Raw genomic sequence first — 21443 nt, forward strand, 5'->3', positions numbered from 1 at the left:
AGTTGCGGACACCGTCTCATCCTGCACCCGCCGCCCCCCAAGGAAGTGCCCTGATGACGAACAACTCCGACCATCGTTCCTATGACGAACTGTTCATCGGAGGGCAGTGGCGCAAGCCCGCCAATCCCCAGCAGCTCGCTGTGATCTCGCCGCATTCCGAGGAACCGGTGGGCCATGTCCAGGTCGCCGGCCCCGAGGACGTCGAGGCCGCCGTCGCCGCCGCGCGGCACGCGTTCGATCACGGCCCGTGGCCACGGATGAGCCATGCCGACCGGATGGCCAAGGTCGAACAGCTCGCCGGAATCTATGCCGGCCACGCCGACGAGATGGCCGACCTCATCACCGACGAGATGGGGTCGCCGCGCAGCTTCAGCCGGATGGGCCAGGGGGCGGCCGCCGCCGCGCTGATCCACCTCTCGCTGGCCGCCGCCCGTGACTTCGCGTGGGAGGAGCGCCGCCAGGGCGTGCTCGGCGAAGTGCACCTGCGCCGGGCCCCGGTCGGGGTGGTTGGAGCGATTGTGCCGTGGAACGTCCCACAGTTTTTGATCATGCCCAAGCTGATCCCGGCGTTGATCGCGGGCTGCACGGTCATCATCAAGCCCGCGCCCGAAACACCCTTGGACGCTTTGTGGTTGGCCGAGATGATCGAGCAGATCGGTCTGCCCGAAGGCGTGGTGTCGGTGCTGCCTGGCGGCCCCGAGATCGGCGAGGCGCTGGTGCGCCATCCCGGGGTGGACAAGGTCGCGTTCACCGGCTCCAGTGCCGTCGGGCGCCGGATCGCCGCCCTGTGCGGCGAGCAGCTCAAACGGGTGAGCCTGGAACTCGGCGGCAAGTCCGCGGCGATCATCCTCGACGACGCCGACATCGGGAAGACGGTGGCCGGCCTGAAGTCCGCGGGGCTGATGAACAACGGGCAGGCCTGCGTCGCGCAGACCCGGATCCTGGTCAGCGACCGTAAACACGACGAGGTCGTCGACGCGCTGGCCGGCATGATGTCGGCGCTGAATGTCGGCGATCCGGCCGACGAGGCGACGGACATCGGACCGCTTGTGGCGCAACGACAACAGCGCCGCGTCCAGGACTACATCAAGTCGGGCCGCAGCGAAGGCGCCCGCGTCGTGCTCGGTGGCGAACAGAGCCCGTCCGAGCGCGGCTGGTACGTGCAGCCCACGCTGTTCGCCGACGCCACCAACGACATGCGCATCGCCCGGGAGGAGATCTTCGGTCCGGTGCTGACGGTGCTGCGCTACCGCGACGAGGACGACGCGATCCGCATCGCCAACGAGACCGACTACGGGCTGGCCGGTTCGGTGTGGACCGCCGACATCGAACACGGCCTGGACGTCGCGGCCGCCGTCCGCACGGGGACGTATGGCATCAACATGTACACCCTCGACATCGGGGCACCGTTTGGCGGCTTTAAGCAGTCCGGCATCGGGCGCGAGTTCGGGCCCGAGGGGCTGCACGAGTACGTCGAGCTGCAGACGCTGATCTGCAAGGGCCAGCTGCCGCCGATGTCCAACTGAAACGCACGGGCGCTCAAGCTATTTCGGGCACCTGCAGGGTCAGCTCGACGGGACAGCACAGGGCGCCATGCTGATTGGTCACCTGGATTTCGATGTCGACCAGGCAGCGCGCCGGGTCCACCGTGGTGTCCCGCCGCTTCGCGACGGCCCGGCCCCGACCGATCATCGTGTCCCCGGCATGCACCGAGCCGGCCAGCCGCATGGAGCGGCGTACCACCCGGGACCGCGGGCCCGCCCAGTCGGTCGCGACCCGGTCAGCGAAACCGGCCAGGTGCATCGTGTTGACGTAGATCGTCGGATTGCCCTGGCCCTGAGCATAATTCGGATCGAAATGCCCGGGAAAATAATCCCACGTCGCTCCGGCGTTCTCCACCACGCGCTGGTAACTGATGTGGTCGACCACCTCCGGCAGCTCGGCGGGAACGGTGATCCGGTTCCAGTCCAGGCCGTCGCCGGTCACAAGGACATCCCAGGGGTGAAGCGGAACAAGGTATTGCGGCAGGTGGCCACCACGGTCCCGTCCTGGCGGCGGTAGGTCTCCAGCGTCTCGACGAAGTGGCCGACGCCCAGCCGCGTCCGCTTTTCCGGCGACACCGACACCAGCTCGTCGACGACGGTCAGCACGTCACCTTCGACGATGGGCTCGGGGAACTCAACCGTGTTGGCGGCGTTGATGAATGTGGTGCCGGGCAGCGGCACCCGCAGGGCGATCAGCGAACCCGACCTCCTGCCTCCGGGTTGCCACGGCGGCGCGATCAGCCAGCCCATCAAAAGCGCCGGCGGCGCCAGCAGGCCTCCCCAGTGCCGGCGGGCGAACTCGGGATCCCAATAGGAGCGATTGCCGTCGCGGACCATCGCGGCGAACAACTGGATGCGGGCGGCGCTGACCGCGGTGGCCGCGGTGCGGGGCTCGCCTTTCGTGCCGACCATCCGCAGCGCATCCTGATAGGTGCCGAAGGCCAGCCGCTGGCTGAAGTCCTGATCCACGTATTGGGCCACTCACATGACGAGCGGGTGCCGACTCGGGACCGAATCCCACTGCAACGTACGGGAAGTGAAGTACCAGCCGCCCCGCTCGTAGATCAGGGTGTCGCGGAATGTCCCGGTGGCCCGCAGTGTGGTGTCGCCGTACATGGCGGCGAACAGCACGACGACACAATGCTGGGACGCGTTGACCCCGTCGATGCGAATCTCGTGATCGACCGTGACCAGTCGCTGACCGTCGCCGCCGTCGAAGGCCGAACGCAGGTCGTCGAACCGCTCACCGTCGCGGGTATAGCTGGCGCCGGAATGGCGGAAGGTGGAGATCCAGCGGTCGCGATCGCCGGCCGAGTAGGCCCGGTTGTGGCGGGCGTTCAGATCCAGGATGGCAGCGCGTCCCGTCGCGGCGTGGAGGAACTGCTCTTGTTGATAGGTCAGGGTCATGGTGGCTCTCCAGCCTCTGTAGGGAAATGACGGGAAATTGCCTAACGTAACAGTAACTTAACTCAGCGGCGAGCGACATAACCGTGTTCTTCGCGATCCCAAGTAGCCTCACTCAAGCCACGAGCACGCAACAAATCTTTACGTATTCGTCCGATTATGTTCTTCGGCAGTTCATTGACCGTCTCGACGAATCGAGGCACGCAGAAGTACGGCATGCGGGCCGAGCAGAAGTCCAGCAATTCCGCGAAATCCAGTGTGGCGCCTGGCCGCAACGTGATGACCACCAGCACGTCGTCCTCCCCCAGGTCGCTGGGCACGCCGACGGCCGCGGCCTCTGCCACGGCGGGATGGCACATGACGACGCTCTCCACTTCGACCGAAGAGATATTTTCGCCGCGGCGGCGCAAAGAATCCTTGAGTCGGTCCACATATGTCAGATTCTGATCGCGATCAAGCCTCCCGAGATCGCCGGTGCGAAACCATTCCGGGTGCGGCGCTATCTGCGAATCCGCGCCGACATAACCTTCGCTCATCACATGCGGATGCCTGGGTCGACAAGCAATCTCACCCACGGTGTCGGCGGGCAGCGGGTTTCCCTGTTCGTCGAGTATGCGCACCTCGAAATCGGGATTCGGCCGTCCCGAGGTGCCCGGAACCCCGCTGTCGGCCACCGCCTTGACCGCGATGGGAAATGCCTCGGTGAGTCCGTACATCGTGACGATGCGGCAGCCGTAGCGTTTTTCGATCGCGCGGTAGGAACCCGCATCGATCGGAGCGGCGGAGATGAACCGCAACGGCAGCTGTGCGTCGCGCGGATCCGCAGGCATGTTCTGCAGCATCGAAACCATCGCCCCGGCGCCGGCGAACCCGATGGCACCGCGGGCGCGTATGTCGTCCCAGACCTCGCCGGGATGAAAAGCCCCCGCCAGCACCGTGGTTGCGCCAACAAGCATGGGGACCAGGATGCTGGGCGCCGCGCTGAGGTGAAACAGCGGCATCGCCGTCCACAGCACCTCACCCTCGCGAAATTCCCAGGCCGATGAGGCCGTCGCGGCGACCGAAAAGAGGTATTGCCATGTCGTCGCGACCGCTTTGGACGGGCCGGTGGTGCCCGACGTGTAGAACAGGCAGGCGAGGTCGTCCGCCTGACCGGGGCCCCCGGCCGGTGCACCGTCGGTGTTTTGACTGACTGTCGCTGTGAGCGAATCATCCTGCACCACAACGCTCGTCAGGGTTTCCACCGCGTCGGCGACCTCGGCGGCGCGGGGCCGGCGTTCGGCGTCGGTCAGCAGCACCTTGGCCCGCGACAACCGAAGGGCGTGCAGCAGGAAGTCGCCCTTGTTCGCGGCATTGATCGCCGCGCTCACCGCTCCGATTCGCGCGGCGCCCAGCCAGAAGTACACCCATTCCGGGCATGTGCCGGTGAACAACGCGACGCGGTCGCCCCGCCCGACACCCAAGTCGGTCAACATGTTTGCCGCGGCGCAGGACCGTCGGCGCATCTGCTCGAAGGTCACGTCGACGCCGGCAATCGACATCATCACCCGGTCGGGATACTGCTGCGCGCGGCGATCCAGCACGGCCGGCACGGTGAAACGGTCGACGCCGAAGTCGGCGGGGCCCCGCATCAAGCTTTCGCGGCCGAGGGGTCGGGCTCTCCGTCGGCGTTATAGCCGAAGTCGGAGGGCGATGGTTGCTGCCCCGGGTAGAAGCGGTATGCCCAGCGGCGAAGCGCCGCGTAGTCGTGGGCCTCTTCGGGCGCCAGGTTCGGCTTCTCCAGGTATTTCATGTTCTCCCACGTGAAGAAGTCCTGTTTGATGACCTCTTGCTGGAGAGCCAGGAACCGGGCGGCACGTCCGGTGGGCACGTCACCGCTGTCGCCCGGCTCCCGGACGGACGCCTGCGTGTAGAAGTAATCGGTGTAGTCCTCGTCGACCGGCGTCTGACCGGTGACCTGCACGGTGGCCACCAACTCGCTGGGGAACCGCACCACGCCCAGGCCCAGCGAGTAGTTGTCGTAGATGATCTTGGCGTCGACCGGACCGTTCGGGGTCAGCCACGTCTGCGCCCGTCCCCCGCCGAAATGCGCGTTGACCGTGGCGTGCAGGTGATACCCGGCGACCTCGAACGACGCCGTGGTGGCCGGATTGGCGGCCTTGTGCACGTATTGCACGTGGTAGGGGTCGGCGGCGTTCTCGATGATCATCTGCGGGTGCACCTTGACCCGGTTGAGCATCTGGGTGTGCGGGTGCAGCGGGTAGTACTCGTTGGTTTCCAGCTCGGGCAGCACCGGGGGCTGCCAGTACGGCGCCCGGCCGTGCCGCTCGTGCCACGCCAGGATGAAGCCGTACCACTCCATGCTCGGGTAAGTCCGGATGCGGACGTTGTTCTTGCAGCCGATCTTGCTGTAGGGAATCAGCGCGTTGGTTCCGTCGCCGCGCCATCGCCACCCGTGCCAGGGGCAGACGATGTTTTCGCCCTCCACGGTGCCGCCGACGCCGAGGTTAGCGCCAAGATGCTGGCAGTAGGCCTCCATCACGTGGACCTGGCCGGACTGCGTGCGGAACAGCACCAACTCCTCACCGAAGTAGTGCGCGCGCCTGACTTGGCCGGGAGCCAGATCGGTCCCAAAAGCAACGATGAACCAGCCCGTCGGGAAGCGGTAGGTCGACAGCGCGATGCCGGCCTGCCCGAACTCCCGTTCTGAAGGGTCTGATTCTGGAATCGTATTCGTCACGAGAACTCCGTTTCCCACGCGGCCGGGCGCAATTGGGCCGCTCTTACCCCACCGCGTTTCGACGACTAAAGTCTATTTTTACTATTTTAGACATTGAACGTCAACGCGGCGCCCGCCGGTGGTCGCGTGACGCCTGAGCAAGCGGGGTGGTGCATGACGGCCGCGGCAGTCGATCTTTCCGATTTCGCCCTGTGGCGTAACGGCTTTCCCGACGAGTTGTTCACCGAACTGCGGCGCAGCAACCCGCTGTTCCGGCACGACCTGACGCCGGGTGTCGCCTCCACCGTCAAGCGCCAATTCTGGGTCGCCACCAAACATCGGCACGCGGTCCGCCTGCACCGCGACACCGACTCGTTTACCGCGGCCGACGGCCCACTCATTCAACCTGTCGCCATGTTCTCGTCGTTCCCGACAATCATCACGTTGGACCCGCCGGCACTGAACAAGCGCCGCAAGCTGATCTCCAACGCGTTCAATCCGCGGGCGATCGCCAAGCTGGAGAACGGCATCCGAGCCCGCGCGGCGCGGATGATCGACGGGCTGCTCGCCCAGGGCGGTGGCGACTGGATCGAGGACGTCGCCGACGCGTTGCCGATGACGGTGATCGGCGACATCATCGGCATTCCGGAGGAGGATCGGCCGCGGATCTTCGACATATTCGACCGCATCCTCAAGGCGCTTGCGCCCGAGGACCACCCGAGTGGTCAGGTCGAACTCGAGCTCTTCGGCTCGGTCTTCGAGTACGCGATGGAGCTCACCGCCGAAAAGCGGCGCAACCCAACCGACGACATCTGGAGCACGCTGGCGTCGGCGGTCATCACCGGTGACGACGGCGAGCCGTTCAGCCTGCCCGCCAACGAACTCGAATTCTTCTTCTTTGTGCTGGCGTTCGCTGGCAGCGACACCACCAAAAACGCCCTGGCCATCGGGTTGCAAGCCCTCGTCGCCAACCCCGAGCAGATCGAGCGGTATCGCTCGGAGGAAGCCCTGCGGGCCGGCGCGGTCGAGGAGGTGTTGCGCTGGGCGTCGCCAGTGGCGTACTGGACTCGCACCGCGAAGGTCGACGTCGAGATGGACGGCCAACACATCGCCAAGGGCGAACGCGTCGTGTCGACGCTGCGTTCGGCCAACCGCGACGAGGAGGTCTTCGAGTCGCCGTTCGTCTTCGACATCGGCCGGCAGCCCAACCCCCACGTGGCATTCGGGGGCGGCGGACCGCATCACTGCCTGGGCGCGATGCTGGCCCGAGCGGAACTCCGCGCGGTCCTCGACGAACTGTTGTTGCGCTGCGATGACATCGAGATCGGTCCGGCCAGGGTGGCGCATCCGAACCTGACCACCAACATGTCGATCTACGACGAGATGGCCATATCGCTGACCGAGCGGCGCTGACTCAGATAGCGCGGCCCCCACACTCGCGCCGTCCCGCGCTCACCGTCGTCGGGCAAGTCAGTCCAGCAGCCGCAACGCGGCCTTGGGGCATTGGTCCACCGCGGCGCGCACGTCGATTTCCAGGCGCGGCGGCACGGGACCGTCCGCGATCTGCACCACATCGGCGTCACCCAGCTCGAACACTTCCGCCGCAAGCGATTCGCAGAAGCCGTTGGCCTCACACAAGTTCTCGTCGACCGTTACGCGCATCAGATACCCTCCACTTCTCTAGAGGCCCTTGGGTCGGATCCCGATCACCCCGCTGGTCGCGAGGCGTGTCAGTTCTTCGTCGGTCAACCCGCACCGGTCGTGCAGGATCTCTTCATTGTGCTCGCCCAGCTTCGGCGGCGGCCGCAGCAGCCAAGTGTCCTGCCCGGCGAGGCGGGCGAACGGCGGGCAGGGGTATAGACCCAGTCCGGTACTCGCATGATGCAACGCCTCGAAGAAGCCGCGCTCGCGCAATTGCGGATTGTCGGTGACCAGCGACGGCGATACGACGGGAGCCGCGGGAACGCCCGCGCCCGCCAGACGCTCCACGGTCGGGTCGAGCGGCTGCCCGGCGAACCAGTCCGCCAGCCGGGCATCGATGTCGTCGGCTCGCTGGTGGCGTCCGGCGATTGTGGACAAGCCCTCGTCGTCGCACCACCCGGGTCGATCCATCAGGTCCACCAGCGCGGTCCACTGCGCATCGTCGCGAACGGTGATCGCGATCCAGTCGTCCGAACCGGCGCACCGGTAGATGTTCTGGATCGCCGCGCTGTGGCCGCGGTTGCCGCGACGGCTCAGCGTCACCCCGAAGACTTCCGACTCGATCGCCTGGATCGCGGTGGCATTGAGCACGGTTTCGAGCATCGGCAGCTCGACCAGCTGGCCCGTCCCGGTGCGTTCGGCGAAGTTCAGCGCGGCCAGCACGGCGAACGCGGCGTGCACGCCGGCCAGCGGATCGCAGGCCCCGCGCGGTGTCACCGGCGGGGCGTCCGGCAGGCCGGTCACCCAGGCCAAGCCGGCGATCTGTTCCATGGTCGGGGCGAACCCGACCCGTTCCCGCCACGGCCCCTCCACTCCGAACGCGGGCATGCGCGCGAACACCAGTTTCGGGTTGACCTTGCGCAGTACGTCGTCGGTGAGTCCGAATTGCTCCATCACCCGCGGCGAAAAGTTCTCGATCACGACGTCGGCGCCGGCGACCAGCTCGGTGAACAGGCGGCGACCCGGCTCGGATCCCAGATCCAGTGTGACGGAACGCTTGTTGGTATTCATCGCGTGGAACACCCAGCCGTACTCCCACCAGTCGTCCACATCCGTGCGCATCCCGCCCGAGTAGCGGATGCCGTCTGGGCGCTGAATCGATTCGATCTTGACGACGTCGGCGCCGAACGCGGCCAGCAGGTGGGTTGCGGCGGGGCCGGCCCAGAACGCGGTCAGGTCGATTATGCGAACTCCGGCCAGCGGTAGTCCGTCCAGCGTCGGATCCGCTTCGAGTTCCGCACGGCACCAAGGGGACTCGTTGTCCGCCTCACCGAGCAGGGGTGTGTCACCCACGGGTGCGGGCGCACACACCGACATCAGCCACGGCGGCCGGGGCTGGTGGAAGCCGGCGGGGTTTTGCGTGAAGACCCCGCGCTCGCGCACGTACTCCAGCTCCCGAATGGTGGAGCCGTTGCCCAGCGCGGCGATCGGCAGCCGGAACAGCTGTCCGAGTTCGACGATCTCCGCGACGGTGCGTTCGGCCAGCCAGGGATGGATCTGTTCGCGGATCAGGTCGCGGTATTGCCACCGGCCGATTTGAAACCGCAGCTGTTCGATCTGCTCCAGCTGCGGACATTCGACCATCGCGGCGAAGTCCAGCCACTGCTGACCGGTGACCATGGTGATGCCGACGTAGCCGTCCTTGGCGGGTTCGATCGACGGCACCTCGGTGGTGCGGCGGATCGGCGGGACGCGCAGCAGCTGCGAATGCAGCCATTCGCTGCTCTGCATCGTGGTGATCGCTTCCAGCATGGACAGGTCCAGGTGTTCGCCCAGGCCGCCGCGCTCGACGCGGCGGCGCAGCGCCAGGACGCCGAACGCGGCGAACACCCCACCCATGTACTCGCCGAGATCACCGCCGATCGAAATCGGCGGCCCGGCGGGATCGCCGCGGAAGCCCGGCGAGCCCGCCCACGCCTGCAAGGTGAACTCGGTGGCGGCCCGATCCGCGTAGGGGCCGGTCCAGCCGAAGTCGGAGATGGTGACGACGATTGCCCGCGGCGAGCGGTCCAGCAGTTGCTGCGGGTCGATGCCCAGCGCCGCGGCCCGCGCCGGGCCGGCCGTCACGACCACGACGTCGGCGGCGGCCAGTTCGTCGCGGTAGCGCTGTGACCCGGGCGCGAAGGTCGCGCTGCGCTTGCCCGCATTGAGATAGCCGAAAAACGGCGCGCTGTCCCCCGGCGGAACCGACGAACCGCTGGCAGAGTACCGCCGCAGCGAATCCCCTTGCGGCGGCTCGATTTTGTGCACCTGCGCACCGGCGTCGAGCAACAGCTTCCCGCAGTAACTGCCCGCTATCCGGTCACTGATCTCGACGACACGCAAATCGTGTAGCGGTGTCGGCCGGCTGTCGGACCGCTCGCTCAATTGCACCCGCCCTTCCGATCGACATGCGATCAGAGAAGCTATTTATATCATTACTGCTAAAATAGCTAAGCCAGCGAGTTGCTTGTGTTTCGAGGATCGGATGACCGCCTTGGGAATTGGCCCCGGCGCCCGGCGCCGGTTGTCGGCGCCGCGGATCGCCGAAATCGTAGCCGATGAGTTGCGCCGTCAGATCATCGACGGCGAGCTCGCGGACGGCGATCTCTTGCCACGCCAAGAGGTGCTCGTCGAACAGTTCAACGTGAGCCTGGTCTCGCTGCGCGAAGCCCTGCGGATTCTCGAGACCGAGGGGCTGGTTTCGGTGCGGCGGGGCAACCGTGGCGGTGCCGTCGTGCACGCCCCGGCGAAGACCAGCGCCGCCTACATGCTCGGCCTGTTGCTGCAGAGCGAGTCCGTTGAGGTCGCCGACCTCGGCATGGCGTTGCAGGAGCTCGAGCCCGCCTGCGCCGCCCTGGCCGCCCGCCGGCCGGACCGGGCCGACACCCTGGTGCCCGAACTGACGCGAATCAATGACTCGATGGCCGAAAACCTGGACGACGGAAGGCTTTTCACGGAAATCGGCCGTGAATTCCACGACCAGGTCGTCCGTGGCTGCGGCAATCACACGATCATCGCCGTCGTCGGCAGCCTGGAGACACTGTGGAGCAGCCACGAGCGGCAGTGGGCCGACGAGAGCGCGTCCCGCGGCACCTACCCCTCGCTCACTCAGCGCCGCGCGGTGCTCAACACGCACGTCAAGCTGACCGAGACGATCGCCGAGGGCAACGTCGACCGGGCCCGCCGCATCGCGGGTCGCCATCTGGCTGACACGCAGACCTACGTCCTGTCCGATCAGCACGATCAACGCATCTACGCGCTCTCCCCGCAGGCGTTGTCGCGGCCGCGGGACGTCCGGCACTCCTGAAGGGCGGCCTGCAACGGTCATGCGAACCGCATTGGTCACCGGCGGCAGCGGCGGGATCGGAAAAGGGTGCGCCCGCAAGCTGGTTGAGCGCGGCTACGACGTGGTGCTCTCGGCCCGCCGCGAGGCACCGTTGCGCGCGGCCGCCGAGGAGATCGGTGCCCGCCACATCGTGGCCGACGCGTCCGATCCGAACGGATTCTCCACTGCCATAAGCACATTGGAGACGGTCGACCTGGTCGTGCACGCGGCCGGCGCACTCGGCGGAACCTACGCACGCAAGCAGACCTTCGAGCAGTGGCAGTCCATCATGTCGGCCAACCTGGATTCGTGCTTCGTGGTGACGTCCGCGGTGCTGCCCAAGATGACAGCGGGCTCGCGGCTGGTGTTCATCTCGTCGTCGGCGGCGCACGAGCCGATGCCGGCCCGCACCGCCTACTCCGCGTCGAAGGCCGGCATGAACGCGTTCGCGCGGGCCCTGGCGCTCGAAGTCGACCGCGACGGCATCAGCGTGCACATCGTCACGCCGGGCCCGGTGGCCACCGAGATGCTGCAGGACGTTCCCTTCGAGATGTACGCGATTCAAGTGTCGGATGTCGCCGAGGCGGTTGCCTGGCTGGATACCGTCGACCCCTCGGTCGACCTGCCGGAGATCCGGCTGTCCGCCGTGGGGCGCGGCCCCTTCGCGCGACCGCCGGTCGTGCCCACCGAAGCCCGTCGCCGCGCGAGGTCTACGGCGCCGGAAAGGCCTTGATCACCGATTCGCCGAACTCGCGCAGGGAGTCCGGCGCGGCGAAGTCGGCGAACCAGACGTAGAACCGCTCGACCCGCTGCGCGGCCAACCCACGGAAGTGCCCGATCAGCTCGTCGGCGTCGCCGCAGGCCAGTCCGGACCCGAGGTTGCCGAATCGCCGGGTGCTGACCTCGCGCACGGTGTCGGGATCGCTGCCCGACCGCACAAAGCCCACCATCTGCTGAATCGACATCCGGGCGGTTCCCGCGGACGGGGCGAGCTTCGGCAGCCTGTCGAGCTGGTTGGCCGGCAGATTCCACCAATCCGCGTATCTGCGAACGAGTTCCATCATCTTGGGTCCGCTCCCACCCAGAACCAGCGGTATCGGGTACGACCGTCGCGGAGCCTGGCCGGATTGTTCGTCGTCGTCGCCCCAGTATCCCCTGATGAGTTCCAGGTGACGGCCGAGTTGTTCGACCCTGGCCCGCGGATCCTGCTGGCCGATATCGAATCTGGCGAATTCCGAGGGCCACGATCCCGCCCCGAGGCCCAACTCGAACCTGCCCTCCGAGGCCTCCGACAAGGTGACGGCCTGCTTTGCGAGCACGGCCGGATGCCGAAATGCGTCACACAGCACCAAATGCCCGATCCGCAACCGCTCGGTCCTGGCCGCGACCCAGGTGGCAATGCCCATTGCCTCCCAGATGCTTTCGTCGGGCAGCCCGGGAGCCTCGAGGTGGTCGATGAAGGCGATGCCGTCGAAGCCGCTGGCCTCGGCGTGACGTGCCCGGTCGGCGATGTCGGCCGCCGCCAACCTCACCTGCGGCAGGAACAGATACCACTCAGCCATGCGCCACCTATGCGTCCGGACCCGTGCGATTGACGGCACGGCTAGTTTATTATCTTTACTATGTTAGAGGTCTTATGGATGTCGGGCTGAACTCGGAGCAGCTCTCGCTGCGCGACACCGTACGCGGCATATTACGTACGGAGTGTCCGACCGATGCCGCTCGTCAAGCGATGACCGATCCGGAGCGCTGGCGCACGCTGTGGAAGACGGTCGTCGACCTCGGCTGGACCGAGCTCGCCGCCCCGGACGCCCCCGACTACGGACCGGTCGAGCTGGTCGTGGTTCTCGAGGAGTGCGGCGCCGCCCTCGCACCAATTCCGTTGCTGAGCAGCGTCGGTCTGGCCGCGGGCCTGTTGCGCAACAGCGGGCTCGACTCGGTGCTGACCGACATCGCCGGTGGTGCCGTGGCCACCGTGGCCCTGCACGCCCCGGGATCCCGACTGCCCGGGGCGCCGATGACCATGGGTCAGGGACGCCTGCGCGGCACGGCGGTCGCGGTCCCCAACCTCTCGCGCGCGGAGTTCGTCGTCACGCTGGCCCGCTCCGAGGACGGTGACACCGTGGTGGCGGTCGCCCGCTGCGGCGACGGAATCACCGCGGCGCCGGCGTCCGAATCCACCGATCCCGCTCAGCCATTGGCCGACCTCGAGATCGACACCGAGCCCGTCGCCGTGGCGCCGGTCGACCTCGAGGCGGCGTTGACGGCGCCGTGGGTGGCCTCGGCCGCCGACCTCCTCGGCGTGGCGAGCACGGCGTTGCACCGATCGGTCGAGCACGCAAAATCGCGGAGCCAGTTCGGCCGGCCGATCGGCGCATTCCAGGGCATCAAACACGCCCTGGCGGACAACTACGTCGGCGTCGAGCGCGCCCGCAGCCTGACCTATGCGGCCGCGGCCCGGCTCGCCGACCCGACCACCCCGCCCGCCGAGGTGTGGACCGCCGCCGCGCTGGCCAAAGCGGCTGCCAACGACGCGGCGGCCAGTTGTGCGCGCACCGCGGTCCAGGTGCACGGCGCGCTCGGGCAGACCTGGGAGCACGACGCCCACCTCTATGTCAGGCGCGCCTGGCAGGGCGCCGCCCTGCTGGGCGACAGCCGCGCCCTGTATTACGAGGCGGGTCGCCGATTCTGTGGGGGTGCGGCGTGAGCCCGGTGGTGGAGGAATTCGGCGCGTGGCTGGCGGAGTTTCTGCCCGACGACTACTACGCGAACTATCGGCAGTACCGCTGGGACCTGGGTTTGCGGCGCGATTACCAGCGGGCTTCGTTCGAGGCCGGCTGGCTACAACCGACCTGGCCGCGCAAGCACGGTGGCCGATCGCTGGGCTTGCGCGACGCGATGGAAGTCCGGATCGAGGCGGCGCTGCGGTCCGCGCCCAAGCTGCCGAATATTCAAGGCCCCGGTGTAGCCGCACCCGGCATCCGTCAGTTCGGCACGCCCGCCCAGGTCGAGCGGCTGCTCGTTCCGCTGCTGCGCGGTGACGAGTGGTGGGCGCTGGGCATGTCCGAGCCCGAGGCGGGGTCGGATTTCGCCGGTCTGCGTACCCGCGCGGAACGCGACGGCAACGTGTTCCGGGTCAACGGCCACAAGATCTGGACTACGCAAGCGCACGAGTCGCGATGGTGCACCTTGTATGCCCGCACGGATCCGGATGCGCCGAAGCACCGTGGCATTTCGTGCTTCATCCTCGATCTGCATTCGCCCGGGGTCAGAATCGAGCCCATCCGGATGGCGTCGATCTCCGACGAGACGTTCTGCGAGGTCTTTCTCGATGACGTCGCGGTGCCGGCCGAGAATCTGCTGGGACCACTCAACGGTGGCTGGAATGTCGCGATGTCGTCGCTGCACCATGAGCGCCAGATGATCTGGATCATGAATTGGGTCGAGATCAAACGCGGACTCGACTCGGTGCGCGATGCCGGCGCAGCGAGCCACGACGTGTACGCCGAACTCGGTTCGCTGCTCGCCGATGCCGAAGCGTTGCGGGCCACCGGATATCGCGCCTTGGGCAACGAACTCGCGGGCCGGCCCAGCCCGGAGGCCGACACCATGAAGCTACTCGGATCGCTTACCTTGCAGCGTGTTTGGGAACTGAGTGCGGCCGCCGCGGGCCCCCGTTCGGCCACCGATCCGGATCTCTTGTTCGAACGTCAGGACGCGTTGGCCGCGACCATCTACGGCGGAACGTCGGAGGTTCAGCGCAACATCATCGCCGAGCGGCTGCTCGGGCTGCCGAAGGGATGACGACAATGGACTACGACCTCGGCGACGACGCCGGACAACTGCGCAGCCATCTGCGCGAGCTGGTTGCCAACCACATCCCGGCCGACTTCCTCGGTGCCTGCACCGAAAACCCTCAGGACCTCGCCACCACCGAGACGTTCTGCAAACTGCTGGCCACCGAGGGGCTGCTGGCGCTGGCATGGCCGAAAGAGCATGGCGGCGGCGGTGGTTCGGTCTGGCAGCAGACGGTGCTGCGCGAGGAAATGTGGGCCCAGCACGAGCCGCGCGGTCCGCAGTACATGGGGATCAACTGGGTCGGTCCGGCACTCATGCGCTATGGGACGGAAGAACAGAAGGCCAAGCACCTGGCGGCCATCGCCTCCGGAGACGTGATCTGGTGCCAGGGCTTTTCCGAGCCGGAGGCCGGAACCGATCTGGTGTCGTTGCGCACCCGCGCAGTTGCCGACGGTGACGGGTGGCGCATCACCGGCCAGAAGGTGTGGACGTCGTATGCGCTGATGGCATCCTGGTGCGTGTTGGCGGCGTGCACCGACCCCGAGGCCCCAAAGAACAAGCGGCTCACCCTTTTTCTGATTCCGATGGACCGTGCGGGCTTCACCGTACGGCCGATTCCGTCGATGCTGGGACCGCACCACCTCAACGAAATGTTCCTGGACGACGTGCAGGCGTTTCCCGGCGACGTCCTGGGCGAGGTCGGCGACGGGTGGCGGGTGATGCGCGAGGCCCTGGCTTTCGAGCGGGTGGGCATCGCGCGCTACGCACGTTGCGAGTCGCTGCTCGAACGGATGCGCGCACAACTCGGCGAAGACTGGGACCGGCTGCCCGAAACGATCCGCACCCGGTGGGTGCGCGCGCTCGTCGACCTGCGGGTCGCCCGGTTGCTGGCCTATCGCGCCGTATCGCTGCAGGACGATCCGGCGGCGGGGGCGGCAGCCAGTGCCGCGCGCATCATCACCACGACGTGCGATCAACTGGTCGCCGAGCTGCTGTTCGACGTGCTGGGCCCGACGGCGCTGGACAGCGGCACCTCCGCGGCACTGCACGGAGCGATCGAAGACCACTGGCGCTACGCGCAGGCGGCCACCGTGGCATCGGGCACCATCGAGGTGCAACGCATGCTGGTGGCACGAGACGTATTGGGAGAACACAGGTGAAAACCGATCTACCACAAGACATCAGTGACTTCGCGGCGGTCGCCGGCAAGCGGCTCATCCGATTGGGTGGGCCGCCGGCCGCGCTGCGCGCCGAGACCGATGACGCCGTCCGGGATGCGGCGCGTACGGCGCTGAACGATGTCGGCGCGTTCGACCTCGACGTACGCTCGGCGTCCGATGACCTGATGGCCGGCGCGGTGCTCTGCCAGGCCGCCGGCGCCACCGTGCTCCCCTATCCATTGGTGGAGGAGCTGCTGGCGATCGACGGCGCGCGTCTGACCCTGGTCAATCCGACGGCCCCGCGCATCGACCACGGCGACCTGGCCGGTGACTGGATCGCCGCGGACCTGGATGGCAACCGGTACCGGCCGCAGCCGGCCTCGCGGACCGGCGCCAAGCTGGGGCCGTTCCTGGTCCCGGCCACCCTGAGCGCACCCGAGGGAACCGTGCCCGCCGCCGACGTTAACCTTCATCTCGTGCTGGGATCATGGTGGATTCTGGGAGCGGTGCAGCAGTCGTTGCGGATCGTCACCGACCACGTGCGCGCCCGGATTCAGTTCGGCAAGCCGCTCGCGGACTTTCAGGCCGTTCGGTTCGCCGTCGCGGATGCGGCCGTGGCGGTGCGCGGCCTGCACGAGCTCGCGAAGTTCACCATCTGCCGCCCCGAAACCCTTCCAGCGCAGATTCATTCGGCCGATGCTTTGGTTCTTCGATTGAAGGCCGCCGACACGGCTCGGCAGGTGATGCGCACTTCCCACCAGTTGCTCGGAGCCTTGGGCTTCTGCGACGAGTCCGACGTCAGCGTGCTGGACCGGCACACCCAACCGCTGATGCGGTTGCCGCTGGGCACCGAGGAACTCGCCCTGCGCCTGATTCCCTGCGTGTCGGACGGGTCATTGGAGACACTGTTCAGCGAGCCGGTGTCCGCATGAGCCGGCGTTGAGGAGGAGCGGCGCAGATGACCACCGCCGGCGACGATGCAGAGCAACGCGATGAGGAGGAGCGGCGCAGATGACCACCGCCCGCGACGATGCAGAGCAACGCGATGAGGAGGAGCGGCGCAGATGACCACCGCCCGCGACGATGCAGAGCAACGCGATGAGGAGGAGCGGCGCAGATGACCACCGAACCCGTCGCGGCCGCGGTGACACCCAACCCGCTCGAGGACGGGATCCCGTTCGGGATCAAGCTGCAACAGCTCGCCGAGGAGCGGCGCGACGATCTCGGGGTGACGATTGTCGCGCTCGACGGCAGCGCGACCTCGCTGACCTTCGGTGAACTCGATGCCCGCGCCAACCAGTGGGGCCGGGCACTGGCCGGCAAAGGAGCGCAAAAGGGTTCCCTTGTGGCACTGGCCATTCCGAACTCGGTGCATCTGGTACTGGCGACTCTCGGGTGCTGGAAGATCGGCGCGGTTCCCGTCCCCATGCACTGGGATCTCCCCGAATGGGAGCGGGACCGGGTGCGCGACGTAATCGACCCCGCCGTCGTCGTCGACGAAAAGACACGGTGGGAATTGGAGACCTGCGCCGCCGGCGAGTCCGCAAGCCCGCTGCCCCCCGTCGTTTCCCCGCATGTCAACGGCATCTGCAGCAGCGGTTCGACCGGCGTCCCCAAAGTGATCCTCAGCTTGGCACCGTCGCTGTGGACGCCTCAGCACGGCGAGCCGTTCCTGTCGAACTGGACGCCGGTGGCGCAGCCGCAGACCATCATGGTGCCCGCGCCCATGTATCACACCAACGGCTTCGCCACCTTCTTCTTCCTGCTGGCCGGCGACCACCTTGTCATCCTCGAAAAGTTCGACGCCGCACTGGTGTTGGATGTGATCGAACGATTTCGGATCACCAACTTCACGGCCACGCCCACGATGCTGGCGCGCATCGCGGCCCGGCCCGACGTTCGGCAGCGAGACCTGTCCAGCGTCGTCTTCATCCTGCAGGGCGCCGCTGTGATGCCGCCGTCGCTGATGCACACCTGGTTTGAACTGCTGAGCCCGGAGCAGATCGTGTCGGCGTACGGCATGACGGAGAACCTCGGGCTCACCGCGCTGCGGGGCGACGAGTGGCTCGCTCATCCGGGCAGTGTGGGCCGCGGTTTCCGGGAGACCGAGATTCGCATTCTCGACGCCGCAAGGAAACCGCTTGGCCCCGGTGAACACGGCGAGATATACCTGCGCGCACCGATGAGTGCGGGATCCCGCTACCTGGGTGGTGCGGCACCGCTGCCTTCGACCGAGGACGGCTTCCGCTCCGCGGGCGACATCGGCCACCTCGACGAGGACGGCTTCCTCTACATCGTCGATCGCCGCGTCGACATGATCGTCACCGGCGGAGCCAACGTCTTTCCAGCCGAGGTCGAGTCGGCGCTCGCCGGCCACCCCCACATCGCCGACGTGGTGGTCATCGGGTTGTCCGATACGCAGTGGGGACGCCGGGTGCATGCGGTGATTGAGGCCGCGGAGGGCGCACCGCTGACCGAACAACAGGTGATCGAGTACGCGAAGGGCCGGCTGGCTCACTACAAGGCCCCCAAGACCGTCGAATTCGTCGACGCGATTCCCCGCACCGCGGCGACCAAGGTCAACCGCTCGGCGATGATCGAAGCGCGGGGCGGCTGAGCGCTCGGAGCCGGGTGATGCTCCTATCTGTGTTACGGGGTCAAGCGGCGTCGATGACCTGGTTGTTTAGCCACCTTCGGTAGTTCGCGGCGAGGGTGTCGTCGCGTTTGAGTCCGCGTTCGAGTCGGGAGATGTCGTTGGGCCAGACGCCGAAGTGTGCTGCGGCGCTGGTCAGGGTGATGTTTCTGGCTTGTCGGGTGGGGCGTAGGTCGCTGTAGTCGTCGATTGGGCAGGGCGCGGTGAGGTGTTTGAACATCTCGCGGGCGATGGCGCGTTTGAGCAGACGCAGGATGTCTTTGTTGGAGCGACCGGCGGCCAGTTGGCGGGTGATGTAGTCGCGGGTGCGTGGGTCATGCGACCAGCGGACCAGGGCGATGCGGTGCAGGGCATTGTTGGCGGCACGGTCGCCGCCTCGGCAGAGCCGGTGTCTGGTTGTTTTCCCGGAGGAGGCCGGAATCGGGGCAGCACCGCTGAGCTTGGCGAACGCGGCTTCGCTGCGCAGTCGGTCGGTGTTGGTGCCAGCGGTGATGAGCAATTGAGCGGCGGTGTCGGGGCCCACCCCGAAAGCGGCCCGGAGAGCGGGATTGAGGCGGGTGGTCAGCGTGTCGATCTGGGCGGTCAGATCGTCGGTTTGGCGTTCGAGGAACTCGATGCGCTGAGCCAAAGCTTTGCAGGCGATCAGCACCGCGACCGTGGTCGCATCGTCATGCGCGGTCGGCTGGCACGTCAACAGAGCTTGCACCAGCCTGAGCGTGGTGGTGTAGCGGCGATAGCGTTCGCGAAGGTCAGCCGGTGCGGTGATGAGCAGATCTTTGATCTGCTGGATGGCCGCGGTACGGGCTTTGACGGCGCCGCGGCGCGCGGTCAGCAGCGCGCAGTGCGCCGGTGTTGGGGTCTTTGGGGACAGTCAGGCCATGGCCAGCCAGCACCGCGCAGGCGGCGCAATAAGCGTCCAGAGGGTCGGATTTGCCCTGGCGACGACGGGCGGCGCGGTCGGGGCGGTTGACCTCGATGACGTGAATGTTATTGTCCTGCAATGCTTGAGTGAATCCGGCGCCGTAGCTGCTGGTACCCTCAACGCCGGCGATCAGGACTTCCCCCAAGCTTCGTGCCCACTGGACGGCGATGTAGTACCCGGTCGGGTTGGTGCGGAATTCGGCGTCGCTGAGGGGTCGGCAGGTATCGGTGATGGCCGCAACGTGGATGGTGTCCAGGTGGGTGTCGACGCCGATGACGATGCGCCGTGGGGATGTCACGATGGTGGTGTCCTCTCCGAAGGTGATGTCGCGGTGATGACAACCCGGCGGGGCGGGCAGACAAGACATTGATGAGGAACGACCAGGCTCCTGATTAGGTCATGTCCGCCCCACCGGGCTCTCTGGCGGTGCTTGCCCGCTCGTCGCTGGTGAGACAAATCAATTGGAGGACAACCCAACAGGGCGTCAGTCGGAGCGAGGGCCATCACCAACGGCGAACGGGCAAGACCATCCTCACCCGAACCAGTTGAACAAAATCAATGTCGGACCGGCGACCTATAGTCGAATGTATGTTCGAATCGACTGGGGGTCGCGGGTCTCCGCCCGAGGTGATCACGCGGTTGGACGCGATGTTCGAGCGCCTCTATCCGGCTTCGACGCCGGAGTCGGCGGCCTTGCTGGAACGGATCTGTTCGTGGTCGCGTGCGGAGAACCAGGCGGCCGGTGAGCGACTGGCGGCAATTGGCGAACTCGATACGCTGCGGCTGCGCCAGTACGGGGAACGCGAGACCTGGTGGACCGACACGTGGGATTCCATATCCGCAGAGATCGCAGCGGCGCTGGAAATAAGCCACGCGCAGGCGTCGAGTTACCTCAACTACTCGCGCGCCATGCGCAATCGCCTACCAAAAGTGGGCTCCGCGTTGGTTTCCGGTGACATCAGTTATTCGGCGTTCCAGACGATCGTGTTCCGCACCGACTTGATCGACGATGCCGAGGTGATGGCCGCGGTCGATACTGCGCTCGCGTTGAGGGTCCAACGATGGCCGACGATGACGCGCTCACGACTGGCCGCCGCGGTGGACCGGGTCGTGGCCCGGGCCGACCGCGACGCGGTCCGGCGTCGCCGCGAGCAGCAAGCGAGTCGTGAGTTCTCCATTTGGGACGGGGGCGACGGCCTGTCGGAGGTTCACGCAAGACTGTTCGCCACCGATGCCCACGCCGTGGACGCCCGGCTGAATGCCTTGGCCGGCACCGTTTGTGAAAGCGACCCGCGAACTCTGCAGCAGCGTCGCGCCGATGCGATGGGGGCGTTGGCGGCCGGAGCCGAAAGTCTGCAGTGCCGCTGCGGGCAGCCGAATTGTTCCGCCGGTGCGAGCCCGGTGCCCGGCCCGGTCGTGATCCACGTAGTGGCCAATCAGTCCACCGTTGACGGCGCCGCGCCAGACCCTGGCGCGATCGTCGGCACCGACGTGCTGATCCCTGCGGAGTTGGTTGCGCAGCTTGCCGACTCGTCGCGACTGCGACCGCTGGTGCATCCCGGGATAGCATCGCCTGAGCGCGGGTATGTCCCTTCGCAGACGCTGGCCGACTTCGTGCGCTGCCGCGACTTAACCTGCCGCTTCCCCGGCTGTGACTGCCCCGCCACCGAAGCCGATCTCGACCACACGATTCCCCACTCTCAGGGCGGCCCGACGCACGCATCCAACCTGAAATGTCTTTGTCGCCAACATCATCTGATCAAAACCTTCTGGGGATGGCAGGATCAGCAGCTGGCCAACGGAACGGTGATCTGGCGCTCCCCGTCGGGGGACACCTACGTGACCACGCCGGGCAGTGCGCTGTTGTTTCCGTCCTTATGCGCACCAACTGGTGAGATAGCCCAGCCGCGCCAGCGCGATCGCGTTACCGATCGGACCGCCATGATGCCCAGGCGGCGGCGCACCCGCGCCGAGAACCGCGCGAAGTACATTGCCGACGAGCGCCGGCATAACCGCGCAGTACGTCAAGCCCGCCAATCCGCACAGCACGCCGCGTCACCCGGCCCCGCCCCACCGGGCGACGGCGATGACGACCCGCCGCCATTCTGAGCGAGGGATTCGCCCGAATCACCGCGTGGAGCCGGGCTCCTGTATTACGTTTCGGCAGCATGAGTAGGTCCTTGTCACGCCGGGCCGAACAGCTGTCGACCGCGAAACCTGTAGCGGTATGCGACG

Annotated in this window: 19 protein-coding genes and 2 pseudogenes; 11 read left to right on the top strand and 10 right to left on the bottom strand. The window is 66.9% G+C overall.

The features are described 5' to 3' along the window. Window positions 1–53 precede the first annotated feature (53 nt). Entirely contained in the window at window positions 54–1526 is a 1473-nt protein-coding gene (locus G6N50_RS12095; protein ID WP_083094217.1) for an aldehyde dehydrogenase, read from the top strand. Between the two features lie 13 nt (window positions 1527–1539). On the opposite strand, the gene G6N50_RS12100 is transcribed toward G6N50_RS12095, so the two are convergent. The 5 genes from G6N50_RS12100 to G6N50_RS12120 all read right to left on the bottom strand — a co-directional run bounded on the left by G6N50_RS12100 (window position 1540) and on the right by G6N50_RS12120 (window position 5688). Continuing rightward, complete coding sequence (locus G6N50_RS12100) at window positions 1540–1986, bottom strand: MaoC/PaaZ C-terminal domain-containing protein (protein ID WP_083094218.1); 447 nt, start codon at window positions 1984–1986, stop codon at window positions 1540–1542. Beyond that, window positions 1983–2513, bottom strand: a complete 531-nt coding sequence (locus G6N50_RS12105; protein ID WP_083094340.1) for an FAS1-like dehydratase domain-containing protein — start codon at window positions 2511–2513, stop codon at window positions 1983–1985. Before G6N50_RS12105 ends, G6N50_RS12100 begins: the two co-directional genes overlap by 4 nt. A gap of 12 nt (window positions 2514–2525) precedes the next feature. After that, window positions 2526–2951: a nuclear transport factor 2 family protein gene (locus tag G6N50_RS12110; RefSeq protein WP_083094219.1), complete on the bottom strand. Its 426-nt coding sequence runs from the start codon at window positions 2949–2951 to the stop codon at window positions 2526–2528. A 62-nt stretch (window positions 2952–3013) separates the two neighbouring features. Next, window positions 3014–4579 (bottom strand): AMP-binding protein, encoded by a 1566-nt coding sequence (locus tag G6N50_RS12115; protein ID WP_083094220.1) that lies wholly within the window; start codon window positions 4577–4579, stop codon window positions 3014–3016. Next, the gene (locus G6N50_RS12120; protein WP_179970117.1) at window positions 4579–5688 is read right to left on the bottom strand and encodes an aromatic ring-hydroxylating oxygenase subunit alpha; all 1110 of its coding nucleotides are present in this window, start codon (window positions 5686–5688) and stop codon (window positions 4579–4581) included. Before G6N50_RS12120 ends, G6N50_RS12115 begins: the two co-directional genes overlap by 1 nt. Before the next feature lie 93 nt (window positions 5689–5781). On the opposite strand from G6N50_RS12120, the gene G6N50_RS12125 reads away from it, so the two are divergent. Further along, window positions 5782–7080: a cytochrome P450 gene (locus G6N50_RS12125; protein ID WP_179970118.1), complete on the top strand. Its 1299-nt coding sequence runs from the start codon at window positions 5782–5784 to the stop codon at window positions 7078–7080. 57 nt (window positions 7081–7137) lie between these two features. Here G6N50_RS12125 and G6N50_RS12130 read toward each other — a convergent pair whose 3' ends face one another. Together G6N50_RS12130 and G6N50_RS12135 are read right to left on the bottom strand one after the other, a co-directional pair. Next, window positions 7138–7329 (bottom strand): ferredoxin, encoded by a 192-nt coding sequence (locus G6N50_RS12130; RefSeq protein ID WP_067829038.1) that lies wholly within the window; start codon window positions 7327–7329, stop codon window positions 7138–7140. An 18-nt stretch (window positions 7330–7347) separates the two neighbouring features. After that, a complete protein-coding gene (locus G6N50_RS12135) occupies window positions 7348–9741 on the bottom strand; it encodes a CaiB/BaiF CoA-transferase family protein (RefSeq protein ID WP_083094223.1) in 2394 nt (797 codons plus the stop codon). Window positions 9742–9835: 94 nt separating this feature from the next. Between G6N50_RS12135 and G6N50_RS12140 the strand changes: the two genes are divergently transcribed. Both G6N50_RS12140 and G6N50_RS12145 read left to right on the top strand, forming a co-directional pair. Then, the gene (locus G6N50_RS12140) at window positions 9836–10657 is read left to right on the top strand and encodes a FadR/GntR family transcriptional regulator (protein WP_083094224.1); all 822 of its coding nucleotides are present in this window, start codon (window positions 9836–9838) and stop codon (window positions 10655–10657) included. A 19-nt stretch (window positions 10658–10676) separates the two neighbouring features. After that, window positions 10677–11408, top strand: a complete 732-nt coding sequence (locus G6N50_RS12145; protein WP_083094225.1) for an SDR family oxidoreductase — start codon at window positions 10677–10679, stop codon at window positions 11406–11408. Here the strand turns inward: G6N50_RS12145 and G6N50_RS12150 are convergent. After that, window positions 11386–12237, bottom strand: coding sequence for an LLM class flavin-dependent oxidoreductase (locus G6N50_RS12150; protein ID WP_083094226.1), 852 nt, complete (start codon window positions 12235–12237; stop codon window positions 11386–11388). The two genes, G6N50_RS12145 and G6N50_RS12150, sit on opposite strands and share 23 nt — an antisense overlap. Window positions 12238–12311: 74 nt before the next feature. Here G6N50_RS12150 and G6N50_RS12155 point away from each other — a divergent pair, with 74 nt between their 5' ends. The 6 genes and pseudogenes from G6N50_RS12155 to G6N50_RS12175 all read left to right on the top strand — a co-directional run bounded on the left by G6N50_RS12155 (window position 12312) and on the right by G6N50_RS12175 (window position 18250). Beyond that, window positions 12312–13382: an acyl-CoA dehydrogenase family protein gene (locus tag G6N50_RS12155; protein ID WP_083094227.1), complete on the top strand. Its 1071-nt coding sequence runs from the start codon at window positions 12312–12314 to the stop codon at window positions 13380–13382. An 8-nt stretch (window positions 13383–13390) separates the two neighbouring features. Continuing rightward, window positions 13391–14002 (top strand): annotated as a pseudogene (locus G6N50_RS30235) (acyl-CoA dehydrogenase family protein); the annotation flags it as partial. Window positions 14003–14059: 57 nt separating this feature from the next. Continuing rightward, window positions 14060–14479, top strand: a pseudogene (locus G6N50_RS30240) (acyl-CoA dehydrogenase family protein); the annotation flags it as partial. Beyond that, window positions 14476–15633 carry an acyl-CoA dehydrogenase family protein gene (locus tag G6N50_RS12165; RefSeq protein ID WP_179970119.1) on the top strand — a complete coding sequence of 386 codons (1158 nt, stop codon included), beginning with the start codon at window positions 14476–14478 and terminating at the stop codon, window positions 15631–15633. The pseudogene G6N50_RS30240 and the gene G6N50_RS12165, both read left to right, overlap by 4 nt. Further along, entirely contained in the window at window positions 15630–16565 is a 936-nt protein-coding gene (locus G6N50_RS12170) for an acyl-CoA dehydrogenase family protein (RefSeq protein WP_083094229.1), read from the top strand. The genes G6N50_RS12165 and G6N50_RS12170 overlap by 4 nt, the downstream gene beginning before the upstream one ends. Window positions 16566–16750: 185 nt before the next feature. Beyond that, window positions 16751–18250 (top strand): class I adenylate-forming enzyme family protein, encoded by a 1500-nt coding sequence (locus tag G6N50_RS12175; protein WP_083094230.1) that lies wholly within the window; start codon window positions 16751–16753, stop codon window positions 18248–18250. Window positions 18251–18290: 40 nt separating this feature from the next. Here the strand turns inward: G6N50_RS12175 and G6N50_RS29355 are convergent, their stop codons facing one another. After that, window positions 18291–18992 (bottom strand): transposase, encoded by a 702-nt coding sequence (locus G6N50_RS29355; protein WP_232068951.1) that lies wholly within the window; start codon window positions 18990–18992, stop codon window positions 18291–18293. Between the two features lie 43 nt (window positions 18993–19035). Further along, the gene (locus tag G6N50_RS29360) at window positions 19036–19506 is read right to left on the bottom strand and encodes an IS110 family transposase (protein ID WP_232068952.1); all 471 of its coding nucleotides are present in this window, start codon (window positions 19504–19506) and stop codon (window positions 19036–19038) included. Between the two features lie 290 nt (window positions 19507–19796). Between G6N50_RS29360 and G6N50_RS12185 the strand changes: the two genes are divergently transcribed. Further along, window positions 19797–21317: an HNH endonuclease signature motif containing protein gene (locus tag G6N50_RS12185; RefSeq protein ID WP_083094231.1), complete on the top strand. Its 1521-nt coding sequence runs from the start codon at window positions 19797–19799 to the stop codon at window positions 21315–21317. Window positions 21318–21443 lie beyond the last annotated feature (126 nt).

It is taken from the genome of Mycobacterium mantenii (assembly GCF_010731775.1).
In the GTDB taxonomy this organism is placed as follows: Bacteria; Actinomycetota; Actinomycetes; order Mycobacteriales; family Mycobacteriaceae; genus Mycobacterium; species Mycobacterium mantenii.

Coding starts and splice junctions, on each gene's coding strand:
- G6N50_RS12115 (WP_083094220.1), bottom strand. CDS start 4,579: ATGCGGGGCCCCGCCGACTTCGGCGTCGACCGTTTCACCGTGCCGGCC.
- G6N50_RS12175 (WP_083094230.1), top strand. CDS start 16,751: ATGACCACCGAACCCGTCGCGGCCGCGGTGACACCCAACCCGCTCGAG.
- G6N50_RS12095 (WP_083094217.1), top strand. CDS start 54: ATGACGAACAACTCCGACCATCGTTCCTATGACGAACTGTTCATCGGA.
- G6N50_RS12165 (WP_179970119.1), top strand. CDS start 14,476: ATGACGACAATGGACTACGACCTCGGCGACGACGCCGGACAACTGCGC.
- G6N50_RS12110 (WP_083094219.1), bottom strand. CDS start 2,951: ATGACCCTGACCTATCAACAAGAGCAGTTCCTCCACGCCGCGACGGGA.
- G6N50_RS12185 (WP_083094231.1), top strand. CDS start 19,797: ATGTTCGAATCGACTGGGGGTCGCGGGTCTCCGCCCGAGGTGATCACG.
- G6N50_RS12155 (WP_083094227.1), top strand. CDS start 12,312: ATGGATGTCGGGCTGAACTCGGAGCAGCTCTCGCTGCGCGACACCGTA.
- G6N50_RS12130 (WP_067829038.1), bottom strand. CDS start 7,329: ATGCGCGTAACGGTCGACGAGAACTTGTGTGAGGCCAACGGCTTCTGC.
- G6N50_RS12140 (WP_083094224.1), top strand. CDS start 9,836: ATGACCGCCTTGGGAATTGGCCCCGGCGCCCGGCGCCGGTTGTCGGCG.
- G6N50_RS12150 (WP_083094226.1), bottom strand. CDS start 12,237: ATGGCTGAGTGGTATCTGTTCCTGCCGCAGGTGAGGTTGGCGGCGGCC.
- G6N50_RS12145 (WP_083094225.1), top strand. CDS start 10,677: ATGCGAACCGCATTGGTCACCGGCGGCAGCGGCGGGATCGGAAAAGGG.